Source organism: Enterobacter sp. ECC-175 (assembly GCF_043968675.1).
Lineage (GTDB): Bacteria > Pseudomonadota > Gammaproteobacteria > Enterobacterales > Enterobacteriaceae > Enterobacter.
This window is the reverse complement of record NZ_CP143776.1, coordinates 95,430-116,860: the sequence shown is the minus strand read 5'-3', so window position 1 is coordinate 116,860 and position 21,431 is coordinate 95,430. Positions and strand designations below refer to the sequence as shown.

Sequence of the window (21,431 nt, the reverse complement as noted above, 5' to 3'; positions counted from 1 at the left end):
AGCGCATCGCTACCCTTTCTCTCTGACGCGAGAATACGCATAGCCTATGAAGCCAATTTTTAGCCGTGGCCCATCGCTGCAGTTTCGCCTTATCCTGGCGGTTCTGGTTGCGCTTGGCGTCATTATTGCCGATAGCCGCCTCGGTACGTTCAGCCAAATCAGAACGTACATGGATACCGCCGTCAGTCCTTTCTACTTTGTATCAAATGGTCCCCGTGAACTGCTCGACTCCGTTTCTCAAACGCTGTCTTCACGCGACCAGCTCGAACTCGAAAACCGGGCATTACGCCAGGAGCTGCTGCTGAAAAACAGCGAGCTGCTGATGCTGGGGCAATACAAGCAGGAAAACGCGCGTCTGCGCGAACTGCTTGGCTCGCCGCTGCGCCAGGATGAGCAGAAAATGGTCACGCAGGTGATCTCGACCGTCAATGACCCTTATAGCGATCAGGTTGTGATCGACAAGGGCAGCGTCAACGGCGTGTACGAAGGTCAGCCCGTCATCAGCGATAAGGGCGTCGTGGGACAGGTGGTGGCGGTTGCCAAACTGACCAGCCGCGTGCTGCTGATCTGCGATGCTACCCACGCTTTGCCAATTCAGGTGCTGCGTAACGACATCCGCGTTATTGCGGCCGGTAATGGCTGCACGGACGATCTGCAGCTGGAGCATCTGCCTGCCAACACGGATATTCGCGTGGGTGACGTACTGGTGACGTCTGGTCTGGGTGGTCGTTTCCCTGAAGGGTATCCGGTAGGGGTGGTTTCCTCCGTCAAGCTCGACACCCAGCGTGCCTATACCGTGATTCAGGCGCGCCCAACGGCTGGCCTGCAGCGTCTTCGCTACCTGCTGCTGCTGTGGGGAGCCGACCGTAATGGAACGAACCCGATGACGCCGGAAGACGTGCATCGCGTAGCCAACGAGCGCCTGATGCAGATGATGCCGCAGGTTCTCCCGCCGCCTGACTCGATGGGGCCACCGGCGCCGGTTCCGGCTCCGGCGACGGGGATTACGCAGCCGACGCGGGATGCGCCGCCACCGCCGCAGCTCTCTTCAGGAGGGCAGTAGTGGCCAGCTATCGTAGCCAGGGACGCTGGGTAATCTGGCTCTCGTTCCTCATTGCACTGTTGCTGCAGGTTATGCCCTGGCCGGATAATCTCCTTGTTTACCGGCCAAACTGGGTGCTGCTCATTTTGCTCTACTGGATCCTCGCCCTCCCGCACCGCGTAAATGTCGGCACGGGTTTTGTGATGGGTGCCATACTGGATCTCATTAGTGGCTCTACGCTGGGCGTTCGCGCCTTATCCATGAGCATTATTGCGTACCTCGTCGCACTTAAATTCCAGCTCTTTCGCAACCTCGCGCTCTGGCAACAGGCTCTGGTGGTGATGCTGCTGTCGCTGGCTGCCGATATCGTTGTTTTCTGGGCAGAGTTTTTAGTGATCAACGTCTCTTTCCGACCGGAAGTGTTCTGGAGTAGTGTAGTTAACGGTGCGCTCTGGCCGTGGCTATTCCTGCTGATGCGTAAGATCCGCCAGCAGTTTGCCGTGCAATAAAAGGTTTCTATGACGTCTTTGTATCTTGCTTCCGGCTCCCCGCGCCGTCAGGAACTCCTGACCCAGCTAGGGGTGTCCTTTGAACGTATCGTTACCGGTATTGAAGAGAAGCGTGCTGCGGGCGAAAGCGCTGAGCAGTACGTTTCCCGTCTTGCGCGTGAGAAAGCGCAGGCAGGCGTGGCGCAAACGCCGCGCGACCTGCCGGTGCTGGGCGCCGATACCATCGTTATTCTTAACGGTGAAGTGTTAGAGAAACCGCACGATGCAGAACACGCGGCGCGCATGCTGCGCAACATGTCCGGGCAAACGCACCAGGTGATGACGGCCGTTGCGCTGGCGGATAGCCACAACGTGCTGGACTGCCTGGTGGTGACGGACGTGACGTTCAGAGTACTTACCGATGACGAGATCGCCGCCTATATTGCCAGCGGCGAACCGATGGATAAAGCAGGTGCATACGGTATTCAAGGGTTGGGTGGCTGTTTTGTCAGGAAGATAAATGGCAGCTATCACGCCGTAGTCGGCTTACCGCTGGTGGAAACGTATGAGTTGCTGAGCAATTTTAACTCACTGCGTGAGGGAAGGGATAATTATGACGGCTGAATTGTTGGTAAACGTAACGCCATCGGAAACCCGTGTGGCCTACATTGATGGTGGCATTCTTCAGGAAATCCATATTGAGCGTGAAGCTCGGCGCGGAATAGTAGGCAATATCTACAAAGGTCGTGTCAGTCGGGTACTGCCGGGTATGCAGGCGGCTTTTGTAGATATTGGACTCGATAAGGCGGCATTTTTACATGCCTCCGATATCATGCCGCACACCGAATGCGTGGCGGGCGAAGAGCAGAAGCAGTTCGCCGTCCGCGATATCTCCGAGCTGGTGCGCCAGGGCCAGGATCTGATGGTGCAGGTGGTCAAAGACCCACTCGGCACCAAAGGCGCGCGCCTGACGACAGACATTACCCTTCCTTCCCGCTACCTTGTCTTTATGCCCGGAGCCTCGCACGTAGGCGTATCGCAGCGCATTGAGAGTGAAAGCGAGCGCGAGCGCCTGAAAAAGGTGGTCAGCGCCTACTGCGACGAGCAGGGCGGGTTTATCATCCGCACCGCGGCGGAAGGGATTAGCGAAGAGGACCTTGCGTCTGATGCGGCCTACCTGAAGCGCGTCTGGACCAAGGTGATGGAGCGCAAAAAGCGTAACCAGACCCGCTACCAGCTGTACGGCGAGCTGGCGCTGGCGCAGCGCGTTCTGCGCGATTTTGCCGATGCACAGCTCGACCGCATTCGCGTGGACTCCCGCCTGACCTACGAGGCGCTGCTGGAGTTTACCGCTGAATACATCCCGGAGATGCCCGGCCTGCTGGAGCACTACTCTGGCCGCCAGCCGATCTTCGATCTTTATGATGTCGAAAACGAGATCCAGCGCGCGCTGGAGCGCAAGGTTGAGTTGAAATCCGGCGGCTATCTGATCATCGATCAGACCGAAGCAATGACCACCGTCGATATCAACACCGGGGCATTCGTCGGCCACCGCAATCTGGACGACACCATTTTCAACACCAACATCGAAGCGACGCAGGCCATTGCGCGCCAGCTTCGCCTGCGCAATCTGGGCGGCATTATCATCATCGACTTTATCGATATGAATAATGAAGACCATCGCCGCCGCGTGCTGCACTCGCTGGAACAGGCGCTGAGTAAGGATCGCGTGAAAACCAGCATCAACGGCTTCTCGCAGCTCGGTCTCGTAGAAATGACCCGCAAGCGCACCCGCGAAAGCGTGGAGCACGTGCTGTGTAACGAGTGTCCTACCTGTCACGGACGCGGCACGGTAAAGACGGTAGAGACCGTCTGCTACGAAATCATGCGTGAAATTGTTCGCGTTCACCACGCCTACGACTCCGACCGTTTCCTGGTCTATGCTTCTCCTGCGGTGGCGGAAGCGCTGAAAGGTGAAGAGTCGCACGCGCTGGCAGAAGTGGAAATCTTTGTCGGCAAACAGGTAAAAGTACAAATTGAGCCGCTCTACAACCAGGAGCAGTTTGACGTCGTCATGATGTAAAACGCAGTACGCTGCGAGATTAAAGGCTGACAAGGAGAGACGCGTGAGGCGATTGCCGGGGATTTTATTGCTTACAGGGGCAACGCTCGTCGTTATCGTCGCGTTGCTCGTAAGCGGGCTACGTCTCGTTCTGCCGCATCTGGACAGCTGGCGTCCGCAGGTGCTGGCAAAAATCGAATCCGCCACCGGCGTGCCGGTGGACGTCAGCCAAATCAGCGCAAGCTGGCAAACCTTCGGCCCGACGCTCGACGCGCGGGATATCAACGCCAGCCTGAAAGACGGCGGCCACCTCAAAATTAAACGCGTTACCCTGGCGCTGGACGTCTGGCAAAGCCTGCTGCACCTGCGCTGGCAGTTTCGCGACCTCACTTTTTATCAGCTCCAGTTTCTGACCAATACGCCGCTAAAAGGCGGTGATAACGGTCAGGATCTCGAAACCAACCGCATCAGCGATCTTTTCCTGCGCCAGTTCGATCACTTCGATCTGCGCGACAGCGAAATCAGCTTTATTACCCTCTCCGGCGAGCGGGCGGAGCTGGCGATCCCGCAGCTGACCTGGCTTAACGGCAAAGATCGTCATCGCGCAGAGGGGCAGGTCAACCTCTCCAGCCTGAACGGTCAGCACGGGGTGATGCAGGTGCGCATGGATCTGCGTGATGACAACGGCCTGCTGAATAACGGCAGAGTGTGGCTGCAGGCCGACGACGTGGACGTGAAGCCGTGGCTGGGCGACTGGATGCAAAAAAACATGCAGTTAGAGACCGCCCGCTTCAGCCTTGAGGGCTGGATGACGCTGACGAACGGTGAATTTGCCAGCGGTGACATCTGGCTCAAGCAGGGGGGCGCAAGCTGGAGAGGCGATAATAATCCGCACCAGCTCTCCGTTGATAACCTCACTGCCCACGTGACCAAACAGAAAGAGGGCTGGCAGTTTGCCATTCCTGACACCCGCATCAGCATGGACGGTAAGCCCTGGCCGCGCGGTGCGTTAACGCTCGCCTGGATGCCGGAACAGGACGTAGGCGGGAAGAACAACACGCGCAGCGACGAGCTGCGCATCCGCGCCAGCAACCTGGACCTCAACGCCATCGAAGGGCTGCGCTCCATGGCGGCCAAAATCTCGCCTGAGCTGGGCGATATCTGGCTGGCAACGCAGCCGACCGGGAAGATTGACGCGCTTGGGCTGGATATCCCGCTTCAGGCGACGGAAAAAACCCGCTTCCTCGCCTCCTGGCAAAATTTGGCCTGGAAGCAGTGGAAGCTCCTGCCCGGCGCCGAGCATTTTAGCGGCAAGCTCGAAGGGAGCGTGGAAAATGGCAGGCTGACGGCCGAAATGACCGACGCCAAAATGCCGTACGAAACGGTATTCCGCGCGCCGCTGGAAATCGAAAAAGGCCGCGCGGTGCTGAACTGGCTGAAAAACGATAAGGGCTTCCAGCTCGACGGACGCCATCTCGATGTGAAGGCCAAAGCGGTACATGCGCGCGGAGATTTCCGCTATTTGCAGCCTGAGGGTGAAGAGCCGTGGCTGGGCATTCTGGCCGGCATCAGCACTGACGATGGCTCCCAGGCCTGGCGCTATTTCCCGGAAAACCTGATGGGCAAAGCGCTGGTCGACTACCTGAGCGGCGCGATCCAGGGCGGTCAGGCGGACAACGCCACGCTGGTGTACGGCGGCAATCCGCACCTCTTCCCCTACAAGCATAACGAAGGCCAGTTCCAGGTGCTGGTGCCGCTGCGCAACGCCACGTTTGCCTTCCAGCCCGACTGGCCCGCGCTCAAAAACCTCGATATGGAGCTGAACTTCATCAATGACGGCCTGTGGATGAAGGCCGACAGCGTTGCGCTGGGCGGGGTTACCGCCAGCGGCCTGACGGCAAATATTCCAGACTACTCTAAAGAAAAGCTGCTGATTGACGCAAACATCAATGGCCCGGGCAAAGCCGTTGGCCCGTACTTTGAAGAGACGCCGCTAAAAGACTCGCTGGCCGCCACGCTTGAGCAGCTGCAGTTGGATGGCGATGTGAATGCTCGCTTACATCTCGACATTCCGCTGGACGGCGAAATGACCACCGCCAAAGGCGATGTCCGTCTGAATAACAACAGCCTGTATATTAAGCCGCTGGAAAGCACCCTGAAAAACCTCAGCGGCCAGTTCAGCTTTGTGAACGGTAACCTGAAAAGCGAGCCGCTGAAGGCCACCTGGTTTAACCAGCCGATCGATATCGATTTTACGACCACCGAGGGCGAGAAGGCCTATCAGGTCGCGGTGAATATGGACGCGAACTGGCAGCCTGCCAAAATGGACGTATTGCCGAAGCCGATTGAAGCGGCGATTGGCGGCGCGGTGTCATGGAATGGCAAGGTGGCTATCGAGCTGCCCTATCACGCAGGCGCACGCTATAACGTCGACATCACGGGCGATCTGAAAAATATCAGCAGCAGTCTGCCCGCGCCGCTGGAGAAAAGTGCCGGGCAGTCTCTGCCGGTGAAGGTCAACGTCGATGGTAACCTCAATAGCTTTGCATTGACCGGCAGCGCCGGCGCGACGAACCACTTCAACAGCCGCTGGCTGCTTGGCCGCAAGCTGACGCTCGACAGAGCCATCTGGACCACCGACAGCCGCACCACGCCGCCGCTGCCGGATAAGTCGGGCATTGAGCTGAACCTTCCGCCGATGGACGGGGCCGAATGGCTGGCCCTCTTCCAGAAGGGCGTGGGGCAGAACGTTGACCAGGCTGCGGCGTTCCCGCAGACGATCACCGTCCGCACGCCGGCCCTGACGCTGGGAGGACAGAAGTGGAACAACCTGAGCCTGGTTTCGCAGCCCACGGCGAACGGTTCCAAAGTCGAGGCCCAGGGTCGGGAAATTAACGGAACGCTCACCCTGCGCGATAACGCGCCGTGGCAGGCGGCAATCCGCTATCTCTATTACAACCCGACGTCCGCCACGACGGCTGATGCCGCAGCGAGCGCCGCGCCGTTGAACAACGCCCGGATTGATTTTAGCGGCTGGCCGGATCTCCAGCTGCGCTGCGCAGAGTGTTGGCTGTGGGGGCAAAAATACGGGCGGATTGACGGCGATTTCACGATCAAAGGCAACACGCTGAGCCTTGCCGGCGGCTTGATCGATACCGGTTTTGGCCGCCTGACCGCGCAGGGCGAGTGGGTCAATAATCCCGGCCAGCAGCGCACCTCGCTGAAGGGCGACATTAAAGGCAACAAGTTGGATGCGGCAACCAACTTCTTTGGCATCAGCACGCCGCTGCGCGGCTCGTCGTTTGACGTTGATTACGATCTTCACTGGCGTGACGCCCCGTGGAAGCCGGATGAGGCCTCGCTCAACGGCATTCTGAAAACCCGCTTTGGCAAAGGCGAAATCGCCGACGTGAGCACAGGGCGCGCCGGGCAGATCCTGCGCCTGCTGAGTTTTGATGCGCTGCTGCGCAAGCTGCGCTTTGACTTCAGCGATACCTTCAGCGAAGGCTTCTACTATGATTCCATCCGCAGCACGGCGTGGATCAAGGACGGCGTTCTGCACACCGACGACACGCTGGTGGATGGCCTGGAAGCGGATATCGCCATGAAGGGCTCGGTGAACCTCGTGCGCCGCGAACTGGACATGGAGGCCGTGGTCGCGCCGGAAATTTCCGCCAGCGTGGGCGTGGCGGCGGCGTTCGTGGTGAACCCGATCGTCGGCGCAGCGGTGTTTGCCGCCAGTAAAGTGCTGGGCCCGCTGTGGAGCAAGGTCTCCATTCTGCGCTACCGCATCACAGGCCCGGTCGATAAGCCGCAGATTAATGAAGTCCTGCGCCAGCCGCGCAAAGATGCACAGCAATGATTTGACGTGGGCAGGTAATTGCCTCACTCTCAATAAATATGAATTTTTTACCGCCCAAGCGGCAACGAACGAGTAGCAATACGATGAGTCTGAACCTGGTAAGTGAACATTTGCTCGCAGCGAACGGCCTGAGCCATCAGGACCTGTTCTCCATTCTTGGTCAACTGACCGAACGCCGTCTCGACTACGGCGATCTCTATTTCCAGTCGAGCTATCACGAATCCTGGGTTTTAGAAGACAGCATCATCAAGGACGGTTCTTACAACATAGACCAGGGCGTCGGCGTTCGCGCCGTGAGCGGCGAGAAAACCGGCTTTGCCTATGCGGACCAAATTAGCCTTGCGGCGCTGGAGCAGAGCGCTCAGGCCGCGCGCACCATTGTGCGTGACGCGGGCGATGGCCGCGTGAAAACCCTAGGCGAGATCCAGCATTCCGCGCTTTATACCAGCATCGATCCGCTGCAGAGCATGAGCCGGGAAGAGAAGCTCGATATCCTGCGCCGCGTGGACAAAGTGGCCCGCGCCGCGGACAAGCGCGTGCAGGAAGTGTCCGCCAGCCTGAGCGGCGTGTATGAGCTGATTCTTGTCGCCGCGACCGACGGCACGCTGGCCGCCGACGTTCGCCCGCTGGTGCGCCTTTCCATTAGCGTACAGGTGGATGACAACGGCAAGCGCGAGCGCGGCTCAAGCGGCGGCGGCGGTCGTTTTGGTTACGACTGGTTCCTCGGCGACGTGGACGGCGAAGCGCGCGCGGACGCGTGGGCAAAAGAAGCCGTGCGCATGGCGCTGGTGAATCTTGGTGCGGTTGCGGCGCCTGCGGGGTCATTCCCGGTGGTGCTCGGCGCAGGCTGGCCGGGCGTGCTGCTGCATGAAGCGGTCGGTCACGGTCTGGAAGGCGATTTCAACCGTCGCGGCACCTCCGTGTTCAGCGGCCAGATGGGGCAGCTTGTCTCCTCCGAGCTTTGTACGGTGGTGGATGATGGCACCATGCAGGATCGCCGCGGCTCGATTTCCATCGACGATGAAGGGACGCCGGGCCAGTATAACGTGCTGATTGAGAACGGCGTGCTGAAAGGCTACATGCAGGACAAGCTCAACGCGCGCCTGATGGGCGTTGCGCCAACCGGCAACGGCCGCCGTGAATCCTACGCGCACCTGCCGATGCCGCGGATGACCAACACCTATATGCTGCCGGGCCAATCGACGCCTCAGGAGATTATCGAATCCGTGGATTACGGTATCTTCGCGCCAAACTTCGGCGGCGGCCAGGTGGACATCACCTCCGGCAAGTTTGTCTTCTCCACGTCAGAGGCCTATCTGATTGAGAAGGGCAAAGTCACCAAAGCGGTGAAAGGGGCAACCCTGATTGGCTCCGGCATCGAAGCGATGCAGCAAATTTCCATGGTCGGCAACGATCTGAAGCTGGACAACGGCGTGGGCGTTTGCGGTAAAGAGGGCCAGAGCCTGCCGGTTGGCGTCGGTCAGCCGACGCTGAAGGTGGATAACCTGACGGTGGGCGGCACGGCCTGACCGGAACGGTGATGAAAAATGGCGCTATCTTCGGGTAGCGCCATTTTTTTTAGCGTGCACTTCCCAGCGGGATCTCTGGGTCCGGCTCGTGGGTGATGCGGTTGCGCAGATCGCGGCGAATAATCTCGATCGACCAGAACCAGATCAAATGTCCGACAATCTCGGAAACGTGCTCATACCACGGCAGTTCAAAGAGCGGTGGCGTTAGCCCCATCAGCGGGAAGGAGATCATGTGGACGAAAAGCTGGGCTAATGCACCGGCCAGCAGGCCCTGCCAGAGCTTAATTTTCGGGAAGACTTCTGCCACAACGCAATAGCCTACGGCGAAGACGATAGAGAAAATAATATGCGTCACGCCAACCCAGTTGAATATATGCCCGGCAAAGGTGTACACGGCCGCGTTAGGGTCAACAACGCCCAGCCAGTCGCGAAGGAAAATATAGGGCGGGTTAAGGAAATTACGCGAGCAGTCGATTTGGCTTGCCGCACGAATTAATTGCTCAGGGCCGCAGGCGCTGGTAAATAAATCAGCGGGGCTGCGCGGTGGAAGCGGGACCTCAGCGCCCCATTTCACAAACGCAGAGACAACGCCGGCGATCAGGCCAATGAACGCGGCGAGCCCGTAGCGCCTGCGCGATGGTGCAGTTCGTTCAAATAAATTCATTTTTTATTCCTTGTATAAACAGAATCCTGAAAAACATATTTTGTTATTTCTTTAACAACTATTTAACCATCTGATTAATCAGATGAATATACGATAGTCGTGACCGCGTCAGGCTGTCAATTCGCCAAATTTGATAATCAGAAGGCTCGCCTGAATAACCGTTCCGGTTATTCAGGATATATTTATAATAAAATATCGAAGCGGATGAGGATTTACGGAGATTATTCTTTTCTTCTTCCCCGCATTCCCTGAAACAACTCCGCGACCTCCACAAAATATTCCGTCAGATAGTTAATGCAGACCTGCACCTTCAGCGGCAGCTTATCCTTTTCGGTATACAGTGCGTAGACAGGGCGCGGATCGGACTGGTAACGCGGGAACAGGATCTCCAGCTCGCCGCTGTTAATCTCGTTTATCACCCACATCAGCGGCACGTAGGCGATCCCGGCGCCCGCGACCAGCCAGCGGGAGATGGTCATCGGATCGTTCGTGACGAACCGGCCTACCGGCAGGAGCTTCGTGGAAAGCCCTTCCGGGGCGATGAGCTCAAACTCGTTATCCGGGCGAACGCTGTACTCCAGCCACGAGTGGTTGCTCAAATCGGCGGGCTTCTCCGGAATGCCGTACTGCGCCAGATAGCTTTTGGACGCGCACACCACCATCGGCATGCTGCCCAGGCGGCGAGAGAAGAGGCTGGAATCCTGCAGGGCGCCCACGCGGATCACCACGTCCAGCCCGTCGGCGATCAGGTCCGGCGCGGGGATGCCCGTGACCAGATTGACGGTGAGGCCAGGATACTCTTTCAGCATTTCGGCGGTCATGGCGGCGAGAACATTTTGTGCCATAGTTGAAGAACAGCCGATGCGCAGGGTGCCGATGGGCGTGTTGTTAAAAGCGTAAAGCTGTTCGTGAACGTCCTGCACCTCATGCAGCATGCGGCGGCAGCCCTGATAGTAAATTTTTCCGGCTTCCGTCAGCCCGATGCTGCGTGTGCTGCGGTTGAGCAGCTTGACCTGAAGCTCATCTTCCAGCTTTGATACCGTCTGGCTGATGGAGGATACGCTCATTTGCAGCTGCCTGGCGGCGGCGGTAAATGAGCCCTGTTCTACCACTTTGGCGAACACCGACATGCGTTTTAAACGTTCCATTGTTCACTCTGGCTTAAAAGTGATTTAGATCACATATTATAGATAACAGCATAACAGTTACGTTAATATATTATTAATTACATAATAGCTGCGCCACTCTCGCCCGGCTTTCTTGCCCCTTCGCGGTGGCGCAGGCTTAAAAATTCTGAAGCCTGCACTCTCTCTAATCAAGGTCAACATGAGTCTGTTTCCCGTTATCGTGGTGTTCGGTTTGTCGTTCCCACCGATATTTTTCGAGCTGCTTTTATCACTGGCGATCTTCTGGCTGGTGCGCAAGGTGCTGGTCCCTACCGGGATCTACGATTTCGTCTGGCACCCTGCATTGTTCAATACCGCGCTCTATTGCTGCCTGTTTTACCTGATATCGCGCATGTTTGTTTGAGGTTGATGTGAAAACGCTAACAAGAAAAATCTCCCGCACTGCCATCACGATGGCGCTCGTCATTCTCGCGTTCATCGCGATTTTCCGCGCCTGGGTTTATTACACCGAATCACCATGGACGCGCGACGCGCGCTTCAGCGCGGACGTCGTGGCGATAGCGCCCGACGTCGCCGGGCTTATCACCGCCGTCAACGTCCACGATAACCAGCTGGTTAAAAAAGACCAGGTGCTGTTTACCATCGATCGTCCCCGCTATCAGAAAGCCCTGGAGGAGGCGAATGCGGACGTGGCGTACTATCAGGCGCTGGCATCAGAAAAACGCCGTGAAGCCGGGCGCCGCAATCGCCTGGGCATACAGGCGATGTCCCGCGAAGAGATCGACCAGTCAAACAACGTGTTGCAAACCGTGCTGCACCAGCTGGCGAAAGCCGAGGCCACGCGCGACCTGGCGAAGCTGGATCTGGAGCGCACCGTGATCCGCGCGCCGGCCGACGGCTGGGTGACCAACCTGAACGTCTACGCCGGCGAGTTCATTACGCGCGGCTCCACCGCCGTGGCGCTGGTGAAGCAGAACTCCTTCTACGTGCTGGCCTATATGGAAGAAACCAAGCTGGAAGGCGTGCGTCGGGGCTATCGCGCGGAAATTACACCGCTCGGCAGCAACCGCGTCTTTAAGGGCACCGTCGATAGCGTAGCGGCTGGCGTGACTAACTCCAGCAGCAGCAGCGACAGCAAGGGGATGGCAACGGTCGACTCCAATCTCGAGTGGGTGCGCCTGGCGCAGCGCGTGCCGGTGCGTATTCACCTCGACGAACAGCAGGGTAACCTGTGGCCGGCGGGAACAACGGCGACCGTGGTGATTACCGGTGAGAAAGACCGTGATGCCAGCCAGGACTCCTTCTTCCGTAAGCTCGCCCACCGCCTGCGCGAGTTTGGTTAATCGCTATGGGTATTTTCACCATCGCCAGCCAGCACCTGCGCTTTGCCGTGAAGCTGGCGTGCGCCATCGTGCTGGCGCTGTTCGTCGGCTTTCATTTTCAGCTGGAAACGCCTCGCTGGGCGGTGCTGACGGCCGCGATCGTGGCGGCCGGTCCGGCGTTCGCCGCGGGTGGAGAGCCCTATTCCGGCGCGATCCGCTACCGCGGCATGCTGCGTATCGTCGGGACCTTTATCGGCTGTATCGCCGCGCTCACCATTATTATTCTGATGATCCGCACGCCGCTGCTGATGCTGATGGTGTGCTGCATCTGGGCGGGCTTCTGTACCTGGATCTCTTCGCTGGTGAAAGTGGAAAACTCCTACGCCTGGGGGCTTTCCGGCTATACCGCGCTGATTATCATCATCACCATTCAGGCTGAACCGCTGCTCGCGCCGCAGTTTGCCGTCGAGCGCTGCAGCGAAATCGTGATTGGTATCGTCTGCGCCATCGTGGCGGATCTGCTCTTCTCGCCGCGCTCCATTAAGCAGGAAGTCGACCGCGAGCTCGATGCGATGATTGTCGACCAATATAAGCTGATGCAGCTGTGCATTAAGCACGGTGACAGCGAAGAGGTGGATAAGGCCTGGAGCGGGCTGGTGCGCCGCACGCAGGCGCTGGAAGGGATGCGCAGCAACCTGAATATGGAGTCCTCTCGCTGGACGCGCGCCAATCGCCGTCTTAAGGCGATTAACACCGTTGCCTTAACGCTCATCACCCAGGCGTGCGAAACCTACCTGATCCAAAACACGCGGCCTGAAGCGGTTACGGACACCTTCCGCGAGCTTTTTGAAGAGCCGGTCGAAACGGTGCAGGACGTACACAGGCAGCTTAAGCGCATGCGCCGGGTGATTGCCTGGACGGGCGAGCGCGACACGCCTGTGACGATCTACACCTGGGTGGGCGCCGCGACGCGTTACCTGCTGCTCAAGCGCGGCGTGATAGGCAATGCCAAAATCAGTGCTGCAGAAGAGGAAGTCCTGCAGGGCGAAGTGGTGATCAAAGCGGAGTCGGCCGAGCGCCACCATGCGATGGTCAACTTCTGGCGCACCACGCTGGCCTGTATGCTCGGCACGCTGTTCTGGCTCTGGACCGGCTGGACGTCCGGCAGCGGCGCGATGGTGATGATCGCCGTCGTGACCTCGCTGGCAATGCGCCTGCCGAATCCGCGTATGGTCGCCATTGATTTTCTGTATGGGACGATAGCCGCGCTGCCGATCGGGGCCCTCTATTTCCTGGTGATCCTGCCGTCAACCCAGCAGAGCATGCTGCTGCTCTGCATTAGCCTCGCGGTGATGGCGTTCTTCATCGGTATTGAAGTGCAAAAACGCCGCCTGGGATCGCTCGGGGCGCTGGCGAGCACCATCAATATTCTCGTGCTGGACAATCCGATGACGTTTCACTTCAGCCAGTTCCTCGACAGCGCGCTGGGCCAGCTGGTGGGCTGCTTCCTGGCGATGATGGTGATTCTGCTGGTGCGCGATAACTCGCAGGCGCGGACCGGCCGCGTGCTGCTGAACCAGTTCGTTTCTGCTGCCGTATCGTCCATGACCACCAATACCGCGCGGCGCAAAGAGAACCATCTGCCCGCGCTGTACCAGCAGCTGTTTTTACTGCTCAACAAATTTCCGGGCGACATTGCCAAGTTCCGCCTGGCGCTGACCATGATCATTGCGCACCAGCGCTTGCGCAACGCGCCGGTGCCGATCAATGACGATCTGTCGTCGTTCCACCGCCAGCTGCGCCGCACGGCCGACCATGTCTTGTCCGCCTCCAGCGACGACAAGCGACGCCGCTACTTTAAGCAGCTGCTGGAAGAGCTCGATATTTATCAGGAAAAACTGCGGATGTGGGAAGCGCCCAGGCAGGTTACCGAGCCGGTAGATCGGCTGGTGCTGATGCTCCATCGCTATCAAAGTGCCCTTACCGAGAGCTGACAAGCCAAAAACCGACGCCAAAAGCGTCGGTTTTTTTATGGCTATACTTATCTGAGCAGGCTCTTACATCAGGAAGGGAGGACACATGACTACCCAGGCTCTTCAGGACTCAATTCTTTTTCAGAATGGATATTTCGTTAACGGCATCTGGAAAACGCTTGATACCACCTTCGACGTGCTTAATCCGGCGACGGGCGAGGTGATAACGAAAGTCGCGAAGGCGGGCAAAGCCGAAACCGAGGAGGCGATTGCCGCAGCAACCAAAGCCTTCCCGGCCTGGCGCGCAAAAACCGCCAAGGAGCGCTCGGCCATTCTTTACCGCTGGTACGAGCTGATTATTGAAAACAAAAGCTGGCTCGGGCGGCTTATGACCACCGAGCAGGGCAAGCCGCTTAAAGAAGCGGAAGGCGAAGTCGAGTATGCCGCCAGCTTCATTCAGTGGTTTGCCGAGCAGGCCAAGCGCGCAAACGGCGAAATTATTCCCCCGGTCAAGCCCGGCTCGCGCATTCTGGCGACCCGCGAACCCGTTGGCGTGGTGGCGGCCATTACTCCCTGGAACTTCCCGATGGCGATGCTGACCCGCAAGCTGGGGCCCGCGCTGGCCGCCGGCTGTACGGGCGTGATTAAACCGGCAAACAATACTCCGCTCAGCGCCTTTGCGCTGCTCGTCCTGGCGAAGCAGGCTGGCGTACCGGACGGCGTTCTCAACGCCGTGGCAGGCAACACGTCTGAGATCAGCGATGCGATAATGGCCAGCCATGACGTGCGGAAAATTTCGTTCACCGGCTCCACGGCGGTGGGGAAAACGCTGATGCGCAACGCCGCCGAAACGATGAAGAAAGTATCGATGGAACTGGGCGGCAACGCGCCCTATATCGTCTTTGAGGATGCGGATATTGATGCCGCCGTCAAAGGGGCGATTGCCAATAAGTTCCGCAATGCCGGGCAGGTGTGCGCCAGCGTGAACCGCTTCTATATCCAGGAAACGGTATACGACAAATTTGTGAACCAGCTGGCCGATGCGGTGAACGCGCTGAAGGTGGGTAACGGCCTGGAGGAGGGCGTGGTGGTTGGGCCGCTGATTGAGCCTTCGGCGGTGAAAAAGGTGAAAGAGCACGTCGAAGACGCGGTGGCCAAAGGCGCGACCGTGCTGGCGGGCGGGAAGCCGCACGCGCTCGGCGGAAACTTCTGGTCGCCAACCGTGCTGGGCGATTGTCACGAAGGGATGAAGCTCGCCGAGGAAGAGACCTTTGGTCCGGTAGCCGCCTGCTTCCGCTTCACTTCTGAAGATGAGGTGATCATGCGAGCCAACAATACGCCGTACGGACTGGCGGCCTACTTCTATACCCAGAATCTGTCCCGCGTGTTCCGCGTGTCGCAGGCGATAGAGAGCGGCATGATCGGCATTAACGAGTGTGCGGTCTCAACGGAATTAGGTCCCTTCGGCGGGGTGAAAGAGTCCGGTCTGGGTCGCGAGGGATCCGTACTCGGTCTGGAAGAGTTCCTTGAAGTGAAGACCCTGCATATCGGGGGATTATGACGGATATAGACGGGGTAGCTGGCAATGAAAATTTATACGTTTGATTTTGATGAAATCGACAGTCAGGAAGACTTCTATCGCGAATTTATCCGGGCCTTTAACCTGGATCGGGAAAGCGTCACCAATCTGGATACGCTCTGGGATGTTGTCACCGGAAGTCAATTGCCGTTACCGCTGGAGATCGAGTTTATCCATCTGCCGGATAAGCTGCGCAGACGCTTCGGCGCGCTGGTTTTGCTGTTTGATGAAGCGGAAGAGGAGCTGGAGGGACAGTTACGCTTTAACGCGCGCCACTAAATAAAAAAGCCCCTGAACCGGGAAGCTCAGGGGCAAGTCGTATGATGAGATACGACGAGGGTTTATTTATACAGTTGTGCCGTCGCGTGCCAGTGATCGCCCTGGTTCAGTTCGGTAACGCGATAGCTGCTTGCCCCGGCTTTTTCCGCTTTCGCGGCGAGTTCCTGACGAATATCCATTGGGGAGCCGGTGATGGAGGTCACGGAGACGCTGCCCATCGGCTGCAGAGTTTGCGCCTGTTCAGCATTAACCTGCTGTACGGCCGCGCTCGCGCCAAATGAAATTACGGAAGCTAAACCAAGGGTTGCGATAATCGATTTCATGTTCATAGTCTTTACTCCTGAATAGGGTTTCCTCAACGGCTAGAAGGGTTAAACCGCTTTTTTTATGCCTGGTGCCGCTGAGTGGAGAACGATGTCTTAGGTATTACAAAAACTTATTTGTACAGCTCTGCGGTGGCATGCCAGTGGTCGCCGGAGCGCGCTTCAATGATGCGATAGGATGAAGCGCCTTGCTCCTCCGCTTTTTTGTTCAGCATTTCACGCATGTCCATCGGAGATGTTCCAACAGCGCCTACGGAAACGGTGCCGATAGCCTCGCGGGACTGTGCCTGATCGGCGTTGATTGCATCAGCGGCGAAAGCACCGAATGACAGGACGGACAGGACGCTCAGAGCTGCTACAGTTGTTTTGATTTTCATGATTCTTTACCTCGTCGAATTTTTTGTGGGGTCTTGTTTCGTGACCCTCATCACAAAATCAAGTATACACTAGTAACGCTAAAAATTAATACCAGACTAATTGTTTCGTAGGGTGCCACGTTTTAATGCGTGAGGTTTTTATAACCTATTGGAATTAAAATGCGCGTTATTTGAACAATTCAATGATTGATATATAAGAAAATCATAGAGATAACATACTTTGATTTTTTGTGCTTTTTTTTGATTTGGTATTCACCAAATGAATGTTAATGGCCAGTAAAAAGCACTATTTGTTAAAGGCAGAGGCGAGATAAAACAGGGGGAAATGAGGGTGGAGTAGAACAATCCCCGCAGCAGGGCGCCGCGGGGAGGGCAATCAGAGTTCCTGTTCGAACAGGTCCAGAATTGCTTCGTAGAGATCTTTTACTGAGAAACCGTTGGCTGGCGTGGTGAAGATCGTATCGTCACCGGCAATCGTGCCGAGAATGCCTTTCGGTTTGCCCAGCGAGTCCAGCATGCGTGCAATCAGCTGCGCGGCGCCGGGGCTGGTATGGATCACGACAACGGCATCGTTGTAGTCGATATCCAGCACCAGATTTTTCAGCGGGCTGGAGGTGGTCGGCACGCCAAGCTCCGCAGGCAGGCAATAGACCATCTCCATTTTGGCGTTGCGGGTACGTACCGCGCCAAACTTGGTTAACATGCGGGAGACTTTCGACTGGTTAATGTTATCGAATCCTTGTTCCTGTAACGCCTGAACGATTTCTCCCTGAGAACTGAATATCTCTTCTTTGAGCAGCGCTTTAAACGCCTTTACTAAATCTTCTTGCTTAGACGAGCTTCGCATAAGTCACCCGGAATATGACGAAAGAAACAACATTATTATGCATGTGGATGAATTTTTATGCAAATTATCTGCCAGCGCTTAGGCTGAAATAATGTTATGAAAGGGAGAGATTTTATCAGATTTCGTTATCAGAAAACATGCCTGGCTCACGCTGCGAAAATAAGCTTAAAAGTAAATTAAATGTTATCAAAATGATGTTGTTTTGGTGGCGTAGCAGGGTGTATTGTAACCCCCTCTTAATACGTTGCTGCCGAAGCCCGATAGTCTTCTGGCGAAGGTGAAAGACGCGCGACCTCAAATTCTTTAGCTACGAAAATTGTAATTATTTACCTGCTGAATTATGGTCGCCGCAACGGATTTACAGATACTTAAGTTAACCATAATAAGGAGTTTAGGATGAAAGTCGCAGTCCTCGGCGCTGCTGGTGGTATCGGCCAGGCGCTTGCCCTACTACTGAAAACCCAACTGCCTTCAGGCTCAGAACTCTCCCTGTACGATATTGCTCCGGTTACCCCAGGCGTGGCGGTTGATCTGAGCCACATCCCAACAGCTGTGAAAATCAAAGGCTTCTCCGGTGAAGATGCGCGTCCTGCACTGCAGGGTGCTGACGTGGTGCTGATCTCCGCAGGCGTTGCGCGTAAGCCCGGCATGGACCGTTCAGACCTGTTTAACGTCAACGCGGGCATTGTGAAAAACCTGGTGCAGCAGATTGCGGAAACCTGCCCGAAAGCCTGCGTAGGCATCATCACTAACCCGGTGAACACCACCGTGGCTATCGCGGCAGAAGTGCTGAAGAAAGCCGGTGTTTACGACAAGAACAAGCTGTTCGGCGTGACCACGCTGGATATCATCCGCTCCAACACCTTCGTTGCCGAGCTGAAAGGCAAACTGCCAACGGAAGTTGAAGTGCCGGTCATCGGCGGTCACTCTGGCGTGACGATCCTGCCTCTGCTGTCGCAGATCCCGGGCGTGAACTTCACCGAGCAGGAAGTGGCTGACCTGACCAAACGTATTCAAAACGCGGGCACCGAAGTGGTGGAAGCGAAGGCAGGTGGCGGTTCTGCAACCCTGTCTATGGGCCAGGCGGCAGCTCGTTTTGGTCTTTCTCTGGTCCGTGCGCTGCAGGGCGAGAAGGGCGTTGTTGAATGCGCCTATGTAGAAGGCGACGGCGAGCACGCGCGCTTCTTCTCTCAGCCGCTGCTGCTGGGTAAAAACGGTATCGAAGAGCGTAAATCTATTGGCACGCTGAGCGCGTTTGAGCAAAACGCGATGGAAGGCATGCTCGATACGCTGAAGAAAGATATCACCCTGGGCGAAGAGTTCGTTAACAAGTAAAACGCACTTTCCCGGCAAAAAAAACGGAGCTTGTCGCTCCGTTTTTTTATGCTTATCAGCTGGTGGCCGGGTATTCCTGAATCGTGACCTGTATGGTCACCTTCTTATCATTACGCATGACTTCAACAGGAATAATGGAGCCAGGGCGAATTTCCGCCACCTGGTCCATGGTCTCCAGCGCCGACACCGCCGGCACACCGTTCACGGACAGGATCACATCGTTCACCTGAATGCCTGCGTTCGCCGCTGGCCCGCCCGGCGCTACCTCGTTTACCACAATTCCCTGAATCTGATCGATGCCGCCGCCCTGGGTATGCATTGGCGCAATCTCACGGCCGCCGATACCGATATAGCCACGGATCACGCGGCCATCGCGGATAAGCTTATCCATGATTTTGGTCGCCAGCTGGAACGGAATAGCGAAGCCGATACCTTCCGGCGTTTCGCCGTCGTTGCTCTTATCGAAGGAGAGGGTATTAATGCCCATCAGCTCGCCCAGCGAGTTCACCAGCGCGCCGCCGGAGTTACCGTGGTTGATTGACGCATCGGTTTGCAGGAAGTTCTGGCGACCCGATGGGTTCAGGCCGATGCGCCCGGTGGCGCTGATGATCCCCTGGGTAATGGTTTGCCCGAGGTTATAAGGGTTGCCGATTGCCAGCACCACGTCGCCGATATGCGGCGTGCGCTTGCGGTTAATCGGAATGGTCGGCAGGCCGCCCGTGGCGTTAATTTTGAGTACCGCCAGGTCGGTCAGGCTGTCCGAGCCGACCAGCAGGGCCTCAAATACGCGGCCGTCCTGCAGTGCGACGATAATCTGGTCGGCATCATTGATCACGTGCTTATTGGTAATGATATAGCCGCGATCGTCCATAATCACGCCGGAGCCGAGCGTGCGGATTTCCAGCTGGTTATGGGCCGAGCTGTTCAGCCCGCGGTTATAGACGTTTACCACTGCAGGCGCGGCGCGGCGAACCGCCTGATTATAGGTCGCTGGCGTTTCATCCGCACTGTCAAACTGCGGTGCCGACAGCTTATTAAACTGCCGTAATGACGGTACAACCACCAGAAGCAGGCCAGCGACGATCAAACCGATGGCTACAGAACGAAAGAGCTTTAAAAGCATGATGCGCGTATCGTAAATAAAGGAACGGTTTGCAGCATAGCATGAGTTATCCGGACATCACACGAAGCGGTGATGTCCGGCGTCGCAAATGCTTAACGCAGTAAAATGTAGAGCGTGTCTTTGCCGCGGATTATCTGCAGCGCAATGACCGCCGGTTTGCTTTCCACCACCTTGCGCATTTCCGCGATAGACTGCACGCGGGTGCGGTTCACGCCAATAATAACGTCTTCCTGGTGCAGGCCGGCCTGCGCGGCGGGGCTACTTTTTTCAACGGTATCGACGCGGATGCCCTTAGTGCCATCCTTAAGCTGCCCGTCGCTGAGCGTCGCTCCCTGCAGCGCCGGTGCGATCAGCTCGGCGCTCGCTGAGGAAGAGGTGCTCTTATCCAGCGTGACCTCAACGTCCAGCGGCTTGCCGTCGCGAATCAGGCCAAGCTTCACTTTGGCGCCCGGCTCCGTGGTGGCAATACGCGAACGCAGCTCGGCGAAGCTGCTGAGCGGTTTGCCGTTCAGGCTGACGATCACATCGCCCGACTTCACGCCGGCTTTTGCCGAGCCGGAGTTCGGCAGCACTTCGCTAACAAACGCCCCACGCTGCACGTTGACGTTAAAGGCTTTGGCGATGTCGGCGCTCATTTCCATCCCTTTGATGCCGAGCAGCCCGCGCTTCACCTCGCCAAACTGGATGAGCTGCGCAGAGAGGGTTTTGGCCATATTGCTGGGGATGGCGAAGCCAATGCCGATGCTGCCGCCGCCGGGCGCGAGAATGGCGGTGTTAATACCGATCAGCTCGCCGTTCAGGTTGAGCAGCGCGCCGCCGGAGTTGCCGCGGTTGATTGACGCATCGGTCTGAATAAAGTTTTCCAGCCCTTCCAGGTTCAGGCCGCTGCGGCCCAGCGCGGAGACAATGCCGGAGGTGGCGGTCTGGCCTAAACCGAACGGGTTACCGACCGCGACGGCGAAATCGCCCACGCGCAGCGTGTCGGAGTCCGCGATGGCAATCTGGGTCAGCTTGCTTGGGTTTTGCACCTGCAGCAGCGCGATGTCGCTCTGGTCATCGCCGCCAATCAGCTTCGCGTCAAATTCCCGTCCGTCATTAAGCTGGACGCTAATTTTATCCGCCTGGCTGATGACGTGGTTGTTCGTCAGGATATAGCCTTTGGCCGCATCAATAATGACCCCAGACCCCAGCCCCTCGAAAGGCTGCGCCTGCGGATCCGGAGACTCATCACCGAAATACTTCTTCAGCTCTTCCGGCACGCGCTGGCTTTGCTGCGCCGTGCCTTCTACCTTCACGCTCACCACGGCAGGCAGCACTTTCTCCAGCATCGGCGCGAGGCTTGGAATAGCGGCCTGTCCAGGGACCTGCGAGGGCAGCGCCGCTGAAGCAGGGAAGGACGCCGAGAGAGATAACCCGACACTTAACGCTAACGCGCTTAACAGCTGGTTTTTTTTCTTCATCGATGCGGACTCTCGTAACCTGGAATGAAAGAAGAATGG

At 57.2% G+C, this 21,431-nt stretch carries 19 protein-coding genes; 12 read left to right on the top strand and 7 right to left on the bottom strand.

Annotated elements, in window-relative coordinates:
- Window positions 1-46 precede the first annotated feature (46 nt).
- From mreC to tldD, 6 genes are all read left to right on the top strand, one after another.
- A complete protein-coding gene (gene mreC / locus V1599_RS00565; protein ID WP_297116838.1) occupies window positions 47-1,063 on the top strand; it encodes a rod shape-determining protein MreC in 1,017 nt (338 codons plus the stop codon).
- Window positions 1,063-1,551: a rod shape-determining protein MreD gene (gene mreD / locus V1599_RS00560; RefSeq protein ID WP_112013113.1), complete on the top strand. Its 489-nt coding sequence runs from the start codon at window positions 1,063-1,065 to the stop codon at window positions 1,549-1,551. The genes mreC and mreD overlap by 1 nt, the downstream gene beginning before the upstream one ends.
- A 9-nt stretch (window positions 1,552-1,560) precedes the next feature.
- Window positions 1,561-2,154 carry a nucleoside triphosphate pyrophosphatase gene (locus V1599_RS00555; RefSeq protein ID WP_112013114.1) on the top strand — a complete coding sequence of 198 codons (594 nt, stop codon included), beginning with the start codon at window positions 1,561-1,563 and terminating at the stop codon, window positions 2,152-2,154.
- On the top strand, window positions 2,144-3,613 hold the full coding sequence (gene rng, locus V1599_RS00550) for a ribonuclease G (protein ID WP_112013115.1): 1,470 nt from the start codon (window positions 2,144-2,146) through the stop codon (window positions 3,611-3,613). Before V1599_RS00555 ends, rng begins: the two co-directional genes overlap by 11 nt.
- A gap of 43 nt (window positions 3,614-3,656) precedes the next feature.
- Entirely contained in the window at window positions 3,657-7,454 is a 3,798-nt protein-coding gene (gene yhdP, locus V1599_RS00545) for an AsmA2 domain-containing protein YhdP (protein WP_395300870.1), read from the top strand.
- An 83-nt stretch (window positions 7,455-7,537) separates the two neighbouring features.
- On the top strand, window positions 7,538-8,983 hold the full coding sequence (gene tldD, locus V1599_RS00540) for a metalloprotease TldD (protein ID WP_112013117.1): 1,446 nt from the start codon (window positions 7,538-7,540) through the stop codon (window positions 8,981-8,983).
- A 49-nt stretch (window positions 8,984-9,032) separates the two neighbouring features.
- Here the strand turns inward: tldD and V1599_RS00535 are convergent, their stop codons facing one another.
- Window positions 9,033-9,647, bottom strand: coding sequence for a YagU family protein (locus V1599_RS00535; protein WP_297116824.1), 615 nt, complete (start codon window positions 9,645-9,647; stop codon window positions 9,033-9,035).
- Window positions 9,648-9,868: 221 nt separating this feature from the next.
- On the bottom strand, window positions 9,869-10,795 hold the full coding sequence (gene aaeR / locus V1599_RS00530) for an HTH-type transcriptional activator AaeR (RefSeq protein ID WP_112013119.1): 927 nt from the start codon (window positions 10,793-10,795) through the stop codon (window positions 9,869-9,871).
- A gap of 178 nt (window positions 10,796-10,973) precedes the next feature.
- Here aaeR and aaeX point away from each other — a divergent pair, with 178 nt between their 5' ends.
- The 5 genes from aaeX (at window position 10,974) to V1599_RS00505 (ending at window position 15,927) form a co-directional block, all read left to right on the top strand.
- Window positions 10,974-11,177, top strand: a complete 204-nt coding sequence (gene aaeX / locus V1599_RS00525) for a p-hydroxybenzoic acid efflux pump operon protein AaeX (RefSeq protein ID WP_003860416.1) — start codon at window positions 10,974-10,976, stop codon at window positions 11,175-11,177.
- A gap of 7 nt (window positions 11,178-11,184) precedes the next feature.
- On the top strand, window positions 11,185-12,117 hold the full coding sequence (gene aaeA / locus V1599_RS00520) for a p-hydroxybenzoic acid efflux pump subunit AaeA (protein ID WP_112013131.1): 933 nt from the start codon (window positions 11,185-11,187) through the stop codon (window positions 12,115-12,117).
- Between the two features lie 5 nt (window positions 12,118-12,122).
- On the top strand, window positions 12,123-14,090 hold the full coding sequence (gene aaeB, locus V1599_RS00515) for a p-hydroxybenzoic acid efflux pump subunit AaeB (protein WP_112013120.1): 1,968 nt from the start codon (window positions 12,123-12,125) through the stop codon (window positions 14,088-14,090).
- A gap of 85 nt (window positions 14,091-14,175) precedes the next feature.
- A complete protein-coding gene (locus V1599_RS00510; RefSeq protein WP_395300869.1) occupies window positions 14,176-15,630 on the top strand; it encodes an NAD-dependent succinate-semialdehyde dehydrogenase in 1,455 nt (484 codons plus the stop codon).
- Window positions 15,631-15,654: 24 nt separating this feature from the next.
- Window positions 15,655-15,927 carry a barstar family protein gene (locus V1599_RS00505; RefSeq protein ID WP_112013122.1) on the top strand — a complete coding sequence of 91 codons (273 nt, stop codon included), beginning with the start codon at window positions 15,655-15,657 and terminating at the stop codon, window positions 15,925-15,927.
- A 62-nt stretch (window positions 15,928-15,989) separates the two neighbouring features.
- On the opposite strand, the gene yhcN (V1599_RS00500) is transcribed toward V1599_RS00505, so the two are convergent.
- The 3 genes from yhcN (V1599_RS00500) to argR all read right to left on the bottom strand — a co-directional run bounded on the left by yhcN (V1599_RS00500) (window position 15,990) and on the right by argR (window position 17,474).
- Window positions 15,990-16,256, bottom strand: coding sequence for a peroxide/acid stress response protein YhcN (gene yhcN / locus V1599_RS00500; RefSeq protein ID WP_112013123.1), 267 nt, complete (start codon window positions 16,254-16,256; stop codon window positions 15,990-15,992).
- Window positions 16,257-16,363: 107 nt separating this feature from the next.
- On the bottom strand, window positions 16,364-16,627 hold the full coding sequence (gene yhcN / locus V1599_RS00495) for a peroxide/acid stress response protein YhcN (RefSeq protein WP_112013124.1): 264 nt from the start codon (window positions 16,625-16,627) through the stop codon (window positions 16,364-16,366).
- Between the two features lie 376 nt (window positions 16,628-17,003).
- A complete protein-coding gene (argR, locus tag V1599_RS00490; RefSeq protein ID WP_014171847.1) occupies window positions 17,004-17,474 on the bottom strand; it encodes a transcriptional regulator ArgR in 471 nt (156 codons plus the stop codon).
- A gap of 396 nt (window positions 17,475-17,870) precedes the next feature.
- On the opposite strand from argR, the gene mdh reads away from it, so the two are divergent.
- Entirely contained in the window at window positions 17,871-18,809 is a 939-nt protein-coding gene (gene mdh, locus V1599_RS00485) for a malate dehydrogenase (RefSeq protein ID WP_112013125.1), read from the top strand.
- 55 nt (window positions 18,810-18,864) lie between these two features.
- Here the strand turns inward: mdh and degS are convergent, their stop codons facing one another.
- Window positions 18,865-19,932 (bottom strand): outer membrane-stress sensor serine endopeptidase DegS, encoded by a 1,068-nt coding sequence (degS, locus tag V1599_RS00480; protein WP_297116798.1) that lies wholly within the window; start codon window positions 19,930-19,932, stop codon window positions 18,865-18,867.
- Between the two features lie 92 nt (window positions 19,933-20,024).
- On the bottom strand, window positions 20,025-21,392 hold the full coding sequence (gene degQ / locus V1599_RS00475; protein ID WP_112013127.1) for a serine endoprotease DegQ: 1,368 nt from the start codon (window positions 21,390-21,392) through the stop codon (window positions 20,025-20,027).
- Window positions 21,393-21,431 lie beyond the last annotated feature (39 nt).